This is a genomic window from Kitasatospora sp. NPDC058190 (assembly GCF_042883685.1).
Lineage (GTDB): Bacteria > Actinomycetota > Actinomycetes > Streptomycetales > Streptomycetaceae > Kitasatospora.
The window spans coordinates 24,120-33,034 of the sequence record NZ_JBHVVI010000103.1 but is presented as its reverse complement, the minus strand read 5'-3'; the positions used below and the strand labels follow the sequence as shown (position 1 = coordinate 33,034).

Genomic DNA, 8,915 nt, shown 5'->3' with positions numbered 1-8,915 from the left:
ACTTGCCCTGATGGGTCAGCAGCGCGCGGCGGTTGACGTCTCCGGCCGCGTAGAGCCAGCCGCCGTCCACGCCCAGGGCCAGCCCGGTGTCGTCCGCCTCGATCCATCCGCCGGGCTCCAGCCCGACCGTCTCCAGGCCCAGATCGCCGGTCGCGGGCCGCCGTCCGGTGGCGAACAGCACCTCGTCGACCCGCAGTTCGCCGTGCTCTCCGAGGTCCAGGACGACCTCGCCGTCCCGGGCCAGGCCGGCCACCGACACCCCGAACCGCAGATCGACCCCGGACTCCCGGAGTGCCTCGGCCACCAGGTGGCCGGCGAAGGGCTCCAGCCGTGGCCATCTCCACGGCGACCGCGCCGCCGCCGATGACGGCCAGCCGGTCGGGGGCCTCGGCCGCGCTGGTCGCCTCGCGACTGGTCCACACGCCCGTCCGCTCGATGCCCGGGCAGGTCGGGCAGGGCTGCGCCGGTGCCGGTGCAGACGGCCACGGCATGACGTGCGGTCAGGACGCGTGGGGTCGCGCCGGGGAGGTCCACCGCCACCCGTCGCTCGCCGTCCAGCCGGCCGTGCCCGCGGACCAGCACGATCCCGGCGGAGTCCAGCCAGGCCACCTGGCCGTCGTCCCGCCACTGCGAGGCGAAGTCGTCCCGGCGCCGCAGCACCGCGTTACCGGCACCCAGCACCACGACGTCGAACTCATCGGTTCCGCTCATCCGTCAGCCGTCTCTTTCATCATCTGATGGGCCGTGACCGACGTTAGGCAGTCCGGCCGGGGCGGTTTGCTCCGTGGGTGCCCGGTGCTGTCCCCAGGGGCACGGGCGTGCCGTGGTGGTCGGGACAGATGTTGAGAATTCAACTATGCTTCCTACGGCGCCGCGCTCAGGCACCGTGCTCCGGTGCCGCGCATTGCCCAGGCGGTCGACCACACCCTGTAGGAGGAACGATGGACCAGCGTGTCACCGACAACACGGACAAGTCCCGGTTCGAGATCCACGACGGCGGAGAACTCGCCGGCTTTGCCGAGTACCACCGCTCGGGCGACGAGATCGCCTTCATCCACACCGAGATCGACCCGCGCTTCGAGGGTCGGGGACTGGGCAGCCGGCTGGCGCGTGCCGCGCTGGACGCGGCGCGCGAGCAGGGGCTCGGCGTGCTGCCCTATTGCCCCTTCATCCGCGGCTGGATCGCCAAGCACCCCGAGTACGCCGACCTGGTCCCCGCCTCCCACCGTGCCCGGTTCGGCCTCTGAGCCACCGCACACCGGCGTGGCGGCTCCGGCGGGCGCACGCCGACCCGGACCCGGCTCATTCCCGGGCCGGCACGGCGTGCGTCACGACCGGCTCGCTCGGCACGAACTTCCGGGCCTTGCGCTCGAATTCGCGGTCGATCCCGGTGTAGCGCACGTGGTGCTGAGCACAGTGCTCCGCCCACGAGACCACCGTGAAGACCTCGATGAACCGGTCCGGCTCGGCTGCGTTCCGGTACAGCCCCCAGCTGATGGCGCCGGTCCGGCGCCGGGAGGCCTCGACAGCACCCATCGCGTGGACGAAGGCCGAGGCGTCCGCGCCGACGACCCGGTAGGTGACGGTGACCAGGACCGGGCCGTCCTGCGGGGCAGGCTCGACGATCAGCTGCGGTTCGGGCCAGGTGTCCGACAGCGACGGATCGACCCGACCGTCCAGCAGCGGCAGCCAGCGCAGGGAGACCACGCCCAGCACGAGCAGCGCGCTCGGTTACCGGCGATGGAGGCATGTCTTCGGTTCGCTCATCAAGCAGTACGCGCTTGGCCGGACCGCGGACCAGGCGGACTGGCTCATCGGCGCCGGGCTGTTCGGCCCCAGTCAACGGCCAGGCGCTGCGCTCCCTCAAGGACCCGGGTACGGCCTACGCCGACCCCCAGCTCGGCAAGGACCCCCAGCCGGCCAGCATGGACGGCTATGTCAGGACCAGCCAAGACAACGGCGGCGTGCGCATCAACTCCGGCATCCCCAACCACGCCTTTTACCTGCTGGCCACCAGCCTCGGCGGCCGCGCATGGGAGCGGGCCGGAAAGATCTGGTACGCCGCTTTGACCGGGGGCGAGCTTGCCGCTGACGCCTCCTGCATCTCGACTACTCAAGCCTCTGGACCCCCACGAGTTCGTGGAAACTGAAGGTTCTTCAGCGCGAACCCGAGGGTGCGGTGCCCTGATTCGGGGCGATGGCCCCGTGGGTTCGGGGTCAGCTCGCAGGGTGATGGAGATCTTTGAATCTCCTCACCCTGTCCTGAGGATGGCACCGGAGTTGCTCGCCTTGATTCCTCAGGCGTGCAAGTGCTGAGCTGCGGGTGGATGCCGAACTTGAGGGCTGGCTCTTGGTCGGGTGGCAGGGTGGGCACGAGGGCTGGGACGGGGCGGTCTGGGGTGGGTGGGGTCTCTCTCGTGGGCGGGAACAGGTGGTGTGGGAGCGGACTCAGGGTTCGATGGCGAGGTGTTCGATGAGGTCGTCGCGCAGCGTGAACCGATAGCGTAGATCGATGGTGCCGCCGGGGAAGTTGCCTTCGAGGTGGTGTGTGGCGATGTAGTGAGCCGTGTCGGTCTCCTGAGCGTTCGTGAGGTGGATGGTGTAGGTGAATTCGGTGGCGGATCGGTCCAGCCACCGCTCAATCGCGGCGCTGCCCTGGTAGGTGTTGCCGTCGTCGATCACTGTGGCGTCGTCGGTGAACGTCGTGACCGCGGTGGCGGTGTCGTGGACGCGGTGCGCTGTGAGGTAGCGGGTGATCACCTCGGGCAGGTCGTCCGGTGTGATGGTCCGGGGCTGGTTGTCGTGCATGACGCTCCTGATGGTGGTGGCGGGCTCAGACGGTGGGGGTGGTGCCGCCGTCGATGACGTGTTCGGCGCCGACGATGGCCGAGGCGCGGTCGGAGACGAGGAAGGCGACGAGTTCGGCGACCTCCTCGGGCCGGTTGGGACGGCCGAGCGGGATGCCTCCCAGGGAGTCCATGAGCCGGCCCAGCGCCGCTTCCTGGCTGATGCCGGCGTCGTCGGCGATCCGGGTGACGAGGTTGTCGGCGGCCGAGGTCTGGATGAAGCCGGGCGAGACGGTGTTGACGCGGACGCCGTGCGGGGCGACCTGGTTGGCCAGGCCCTTGCTGTAGGTGGTCAGGGCGGCCTTGGCGGCGGCGTAGGCCAGGGTGCCGTTCCACAGCGGCATGCGGCGCTGGATCGAGGTGACGTGCACGACCGCGCCCTTGCCTGTGGCGATCATGTGTGGGAGGAGTGCGCGGTCCAGGCGGACGGCGGCCAGCAGGTTCGTGTTCAGCTCCCTTGCCCAGTCGTCCTCGCCGAGCGCTGCGAATCCTCCTGCCGGTGCCTCGGAGCCGCCGAGGGTGTTGACGCCTCCCATGCGGGCGTCCACCTCGGAGGCGACGTGGGCGGCGCCCTGGGCGGTGGACAGGTCGGCGGTGATGAACGTCTTCTCCTCGACGTTGTCGGGGCGGCTGCGGGCGGTGACCAGCACGGTCGCACCGGCCTCGGCGAGCCGCCGGGCGATCGCGGCTCCGGTGCCCTTGGTGCCGCCGGTGACCAGAGCGCGTCGGCCTTCGAGGGATTCGCCGATGGATGTGGTCACGGTGTGCTCCGTTCCCGGGTGCGGGTATTCAAGGCGCCACCCCCGTCCCTACTGCTAAAATAGAAGCTACTAACTTCGACTTTAGCAGTAACTGAGGGGATGGTCGCCTTGGCAAGCCGGATCAGGCTGGAGGACCGGGAGTGCCCACTGTCCACGACGGTGGAACACGTCGGCGAGTGGTGGACACTGCTGATCCTCCACGACGCCTTCGACGGCTACACCCGCTTCGACCAGTTCCAGGAGAGCCTGGGCATCTCCTCCAGCATGCTCACCACCCGGCTGAAGACCCTGGTCGCGGACGGTCTGCTGGAGCGCCGGCCCTACCAGACCAGCCCCGTCCGGCACGAGTACGTCCTGACCGAACTCGGGCGCTCCCTGCGCCCGGTGATCGTCGCCCTGGCCGCATGGGGCAACTCCCGTCTCATGCCGACGGAGCGCAGCATGATCCTCGTCGACGCGCACAGCGGCGAGGAAGTCGAGCCCGTGGTCGTCGACGCCAAAACCGGCCGCCGACTCGACGACAGCGCCACCTACGTCTTCACCGCGGGCCCCGCAGCCAGCGACGCGATGCGCACCCGCTACGCGGCACGGCCGGCCATTCCCGCGGAAGAGGCGTAAAGCCCGAAAGATTCTCGTACGGCCTTGAGCAGGGCCGCGAGCACGGGCTGCACCTGTGATCAGCCTCGCGGCACCGGCTTGTCGCTGGCGTGATGCCTGCCAAACCCTCCCCGGTCGTTGAGAACTGGATCAAGTGAGGCGAGGGCAACACCAGTCGTTGCCAAGAATCCCCATCAGGGGTCGGTCTCGGCAGCCTGCTCCAGCAGAGCTCGTGCGGACTCCGCTTAGCGCATGGCCGTCTTCTCGTGAAGCCCGAAGACCTCAGCAAGGTGGAGGGGGTCAGGGCCCTGGCCATGGCCGCTTCGAGTTGTCGATCGACGCGGAGCCGTTCCAGCAGCACAACCTGCAGGCAACGCACGCACGATGATGGGCACCGCGCTTACCCTGCTCGAGCGTCGTCGACAATTGGGGCACCGCGGGTATGTCTCAACCTGCGGCCAGCTACGCCGCGAGGGGGAAAGTCTCGCTGCTTTCGGAACCGGTGTGCTTCGTACGCTGCTCCGCGTCCGCACGGTCAAGCGCGGCGGAGAGAGCCTTGACAGCGTCGTCGGCGGAGTCCTTGAGGAGGTGGCCGTAGAGGTCGACGGTGATGGCGAGGTTGGAGTGGCGCAGGGTCTTGGAGACGACGGCGAGGGGGATGCCGGCGGCAATCACGATGGTGGCGGCGGTGTGTCTGAGGTCGTGAAGGCCGATCTTGGGCAGCCCGATCTCGGCGGCCCGCTTGCGCAGCTGGTTCAGCACCCATTGCGGGCGCAGGGGCGTGCCGTCCGGGCGGGCGAAGACCAGGCCCTCCAGCCGACCATGGGGATGGGCGGTCATCTGGAGGGAGGCCTGGTGGTGGAGGGCGGCCATGACTCTGGGGGAGAGGCTGATCCAGGCGCGGCTGGCTTCGGTCTTGGGCTCGCTGAGGTGGATCTTCCCGTTGTTCACGGCTGTCAGGGTCCAGCGGACGTAGAGCTTGTGATCCATGAGGTGGACGTCGGACCAGTGCAGGGCGAGGATCTCGCTGCGGCGCATGCCGGTGCCGAGCATGACCTCGAACAGGTCGGTGAGCCGGTCGGCGTATTGCTCGGCGTTGTGCCGCAGGAACGCCGCGGCCTCATCGGGGGTCCAGCAGACGCGCTCGGCGGCGCGGGGCTTGGCGGGTACGGAGTGCTTGGCCGGGTTGTAGCGCAGTCGCCACGTGCGCACTGCGTGGTTCAGGGCGCCTCGCAGCATGGCCACCGCGTGGTGAACGGTGGTGCGCCCGCGGCCGGCGGCGAGCTGCGCGCTCACCCAGGCGTCAATGTGCTTGGGCCGCAGGTCGACGAGCAGCATGCCGCCGAACGCGGGGACCAGGTCACGCTCGATGCAGGCGCGGTAGCCCGCCCAGGTGTTCGGGGCCAGCGCCGGCCGCTTCGACTCCAGCCACTCGTACAGGAACAGCCCGACGCGCAGCGTGCGGTCCTCGTACACGCCCCGGTACTCGGCATCCAACACCCGCGCCATCTCGCGGGCCGCCTCCGCCCGGCTCGCGAACCCTCCCCGCCGCCGAGTCCGGGGCTTGCCGTCCTCCGGCGCCAGATCCACCGCGTACGTCCACCGGCCATGCGCGGTATCAGCGGCCAGCCGCAGACACCACGAACCCAACTGCTTCCCACTGCTCCCGTCCTTGCACCCACACCTGCGGTACACCCTTCCACGCTTGGGACGCTGCGCCATGGGGTCCTCCTCGAACCAAGTGGTGATGGTGTGTCCAGAGTTGTGGGAGTGGTGGGTGTGGCGGCAGAGCGTGCGGGGCGGGGCGTGGAGCACGGCAAGATCGACTGGCCAGGACACGCGCTGACGACACGCCGTGAGGGTGATCACGCTGCGTCGATGGCGGGTAGGGCAGCTTGATTGCGCGCGTCGGGCTTCGCGAGTTCATCATCCGAGGGGGCGGCTGCCGACCGGAAGCAGGGGCCTGCCTGCTGGCCGCGGGTTGTTGGGCTTGTGCAACCCGGAGCACACGCGGTGCGGTGGCGGCGAGCCTCGGGCCGGTCTTCAGAATGCGCCACGGCGAGCACAGAGAATTCCCGTGAGCCCGCAGAGCATCGGGGATGCCGGGATTTACGATGGCTATTCTCTGGCTGGCCTTCGGCCAGGTCGGATTGATTTCGCTCGGCGGTGCTGGACTCCCTTTCCGGTGACTTTCTGGGCGATCCGTGGGAATCGCTGGATCCACGGCCGTAGTGGCGCTACCCTGGAGACATGAACACCACCCGGACCCTCCGTCAAGCCCCTGACCTGGGGACCAGCTGGGGACCACACGTCGTGCACGCTGCTGCACGAGGCGCACGCAGTGCGCTGGTTTGCACGCGCACGACGTGCGGGCGAACGCATTTCAGGCAGGAAAAGAAAAGCCATTCCTGACTGGGGGTCAAGGGGTCGCAGGTTCAAATCCTGTCGTCCCGACTGGAGTTCAACTCCATTGTCGCAGGTCAGAGGCCGTTTTCTCCTTCGTGAGGAAGCGGCCTTCGGCGTTCTCCGGGGCCCGCCTCTCACATCCGTCTCACGGTTTCACGGTCCTGCGCCGGGGCCTGATGCTGCTCGGCGTTGTGCGCTGGTGACCGTATGCGCTCATCCTTCCTGTATGTCCGATCTGTCTATCGCCAAAATGGGATTGATGGTTGCCCATTGTGATCGCCGATTCTGGCTAAGACGTTTGCACTTGACACTTCATTCCGTCGATCAAGTGCGCGCCGACAGACCCTGTCCTTGCCGAAAACCTCATCCGCCCTGATCAGGCCGCATGTTGGTACTCGTGGAGGAGGCCGCCAAGGCGGTCGCGCCGTCGTATGTTGAGGCGGGTGATTTGCCCTGGATCGGTGATCGCTTGGGGGAGTGGGTGGAGTGGGCGGGCGTTGGCGATGCCCTGGTGGGGCCGATGCTCGTTATAGAACGTCTCGAACTCGCGCAGGGCGTGCAGGAGATGGCGCTGGTTCCGGATCAGTGTCCGGTCCAGCAGTTCTCGCCTGCAGGTCTGCACCCATCGCTCCGTGATCGAGTTCATTCTCGGCATTCTGACGCCGCTGAGTACCACCTCGATGCCCGCGTCCTTGAGCACCTCGTCGAACAGTTGCGGGAACTTCCCGTCGCGGTCCCTGATCAGGTAGCGGGCGCGGCAGCCGGCGTCGTCGAGATCCACGACGAGACTCTTCGCGACCTGGGTCACCCAGGCTGCGGTTGGATGCGCCGTTGCGCCCAGGATCCGGATCCGGCGGTTGGCGTGCTCGATCACCGTGACCACGTACGAGCGGGCCCCGGACAGAGTGACGGTTTCGAAGAAGTCGCATGCGAGGAGTGCGTCGGCCTGGGAGCGCAGAAAGTCCGCCCAGGTGCTGGAGGTTCGCTCGGGCGACGGCGGGATGCCGGCCTCCTTGAGGATCTCCCACACCGTGGACGCGGCGACCTTCACGCCCAGGACGAGAAGTTCCCCGTGCAGGCGCCGGTAGCCCCAGGTCGGGTTCTCGCGGGCCAGGCGCAGGACCAGCGCGCGGACGGAGCGCACGGTGCGGGGCCGGCCTCCGCGCTTGGGCCGGGACCGGGCGGCGTGCCGGCGGGCGACCAGGTCGCGGTGCCACCGCAGTACGGTGTCGGCCGCACCAGCAGCCGCATCCGGTGCAGCACGTCGCGTGGCAGGCCGCTGAGCAGGGCCGCCAGGAATGCCCGGTCGCCCGTTTCGAACCGGACCCGCTGCCCGCCCAGCTGCCGTTCCAGCACCGCGATCTGATGGCGCAGGACCAGGATCTCCACGTCCTTGTCGCGGTCGCTCGCCGGCAGCAAACGCAGCACCGCGAACGCGTTGGTCACGCCCAGGTATGCCAGTCTCAGCAGCACGATCCATCAGCCTGACAGGATCATCCGACACCCGTGGCCATTCATGAGAACGCGCAGGTCACAAGCCCTGGATGAGGTTTTCGGCAGGGGCAGCGTCGTAGCCGGCGTCCGCGACGACGAGCACATCCGGGTCACCGGCCTGCCACTGCCCGGCCGATACCAGCCGGTGGACCAGGTCGCGCAGCTGTCGTGCGGTGACCTGGGCCGCGTCGTCTCCCGGCGCCAGCCGCAGCGCGTCCAGCGGCGCGGTCCAGGAGCTGCGGCCGGGCTCGAGTGCGGTGATGACCGAGTAGGGCCAGCCCGGGACGGGGATGTGCTGGTCCTTGCCTCGTCCGTAGGTGTGGCACAGGATCCGTTCCGGCGAGGTGTGGGCGTCGGGTCGCAGCCAGCAGGTGATGTCGACGGCCAGTACGAGCCGGCCGTCCACCGCGCGGGGCAGCGGCACGGCCGCCATGGCCCGTCGTAGCCCGTCGGCGTCGATGCGACCGTCTACGACTGCTTGACCCGGCGAGCGGACGCTCTGTTCGAGCTGGCCGACGCGGTGCTGTGCGCCGACGGGCCGGTCCGGTCGCTGGCGGAACTCTCACTGGTGGGCGAGCACCGGCGGGGCCACGGCGGGCTCTACGACTCCCTGGCCCCAGTCCCCTCGGAAGCGTGACAGTTCAGCGAACGCGTCCTGTCGGACGTCCTCGTGCAGCAGAACCACCTTCACGGCCTTCGTTCTGATCGTGTGTGTTCCTTGGTCGGAGCACATGATCAGGCGAAGGCCGCTTCGGTGTCCGCCGGATACCGATACGAGTGATCAAGTTCGACGGCCCGTTCGACGTGGCTG

At 68.7% G+C, this 8,915-nt stretch carries 6 protein-coding genes and 5 pseudogenes; 4 read left to right on the top strand and 7 right to left on the bottom strand.

The features are described from left to right. Positions 1–663, bottom strand: a pseudogene (locus ACFVWU_RS34585) (FAD-dependent oxidoreductase); the annotation flags it as partial. A gap of 278 nt (positions 664–941) precedes the next feature. Here ACFVWU_RS34585 and ACFVWU_RS34580 point away from each other — a divergent pair. Further along, entirely contained in the window at positions 942–1,247 is a 306-nt protein-coding gene (locus tag ACFVWU_RS34580) for a GNAT family N-acetyltransferase (RefSeq protein WP_387628204.1), read from the top strand. A 55-nt stretch (positions 1,248–1,302) separates the two neighbouring features. Here the strand turns inward: ACFVWU_RS34580 and ACFVWU_RS34575 are convergent, their stop codons facing one another. After that, the gene (locus ACFVWU_RS34575; RefSeq protein ID WP_387628201.1) at positions 1,303–1,716 is read right to left on the bottom strand and encodes an MFS transporter; all 414 of its coding nucleotides are present in this window, start codon (positions 1,714–1,716) and stop codon (positions 1,303–1,305) included. Positions 1,717–1,750: 34 nt separating this feature from the next. Here ACFVWU_RS34575 and ACFVWU_RS34570 point away from each other — a divergent pair. Continuing rightward, positions 1,751–2,096 (top strand): annotated as a pseudogene (locus tag ACFVWU_RS34570) (M4 family metallopeptidase); the annotation flags it as partial. Positions 2,097–2,448: 352 nt separating this feature from the next. On the opposite strand, the gene ACFVWU_RS34565 reads toward ACFVWU_RS34570, so the two are convergent. After that, the gene (locus ACFVWU_RS34565; protein ID WP_387628198.1) at positions 2,449–2,808 is read right to left on the bottom strand and encodes a nuclear transport factor 2 family protein; all 360 of its coding nucleotides are present in this window, start codon (positions 2,806–2,808) and stop codon (positions 2,449–2,451) included. A gap of 25 nt (positions 2,809–2,833) precedes the next feature. Then, a complete protein-coding gene (locus ACFVWU_RS34560) occupies positions 2,834–3,607 on the bottom strand; it encodes an SDR family oxidoreductase (RefSeq protein ID WP_387628196.1) in 774 nt (257 codons plus the stop codon). 99 nt (positions 3,608–3,706) lie between these two features. On the opposite strand from ACFVWU_RS34560, the gene ACFVWU_RS34555 reads away from it, so the two are divergent. Beyond that, a complete protein-coding gene (locus ACFVWU_RS34555; protein WP_387628194.1) occupies positions 3,707–4,225 on the top strand; it encodes a winged helix-turn-helix transcriptional regulator in 519 nt (172 codons plus the stop codon). A 441-nt stretch (positions 4,226–4,666) separates the two neighbouring features. On the opposite strand, the gene ACFVWU_RS34550 is transcribed toward ACFVWU_RS34555, so the two are convergent. The 3 genes and pseudogenes from ACFVWU_RS34550 to ACFVWU_RS34540 all read right to left on the bottom strand — a co-directional run. Beyond that, the gene (locus ACFVWU_RS34550; RefSeq protein WP_387628192.1) at positions 4,667–5,794 is read right to left on the bottom strand and encodes a tyrosine-type recombinase/integrase; all 1,128 of its coding nucleotides are present in this window, start codon (positions 5,792–5,794) and stop codon (positions 4,667–4,669) included. A gap of 1,192 nt (positions 5,795–6,986) precedes the next feature. Continuing rightward, positions 6,987–8,083 (bottom strand): annotated as a pseudogene (locus ACFVWU_RS34545) (integrase core domain-containing protein). Between the two features lie 61 nt (positions 8,084–8,144). Beyond that, a pseudogene (locus ACFVWU_RS34540) lies at positions 8,145–8,582 on the bottom strand (transposase); the annotation flags it as partial. Between ACFVWU_RS34540 and ACFVWU_RS34535 the strand changes: the two are divergent. Next, a pseudogene (locus ACFVWU_RS34535) lies at positions 8,583–8,720 on the top strand (hypothetical protein); the annotation flags it as partial. Between the last annotated feature and the right edge of the window lie 195 nt (positions 8,721–8,915).

Bases quoted from the DNA above. Each gene is read 5' to 3' on its own strand.
- ACFVWU_RS34555 (WP_387628194.1), top strand. From the start codon at position 3,707: ATGGTCGCCTTGGCAAGCCGGATCAGGCTGGAGGACCGGGAGTGCCCA.
- ACFVWU_RS34565 (WP_387628198.1), bottom strand. From the start codon at position 2,808: ATGCACGACAACCAGCCCCGGACCATCACACCGGACGACCTGCCCGAG.
- ACFVWU_RS34580 (WP_387628204.1), top strand. From the start codon at position 942: ATGGACCAGCGTGTCACCGACAACACGGACAAGTCCCGGTTCGAGATC.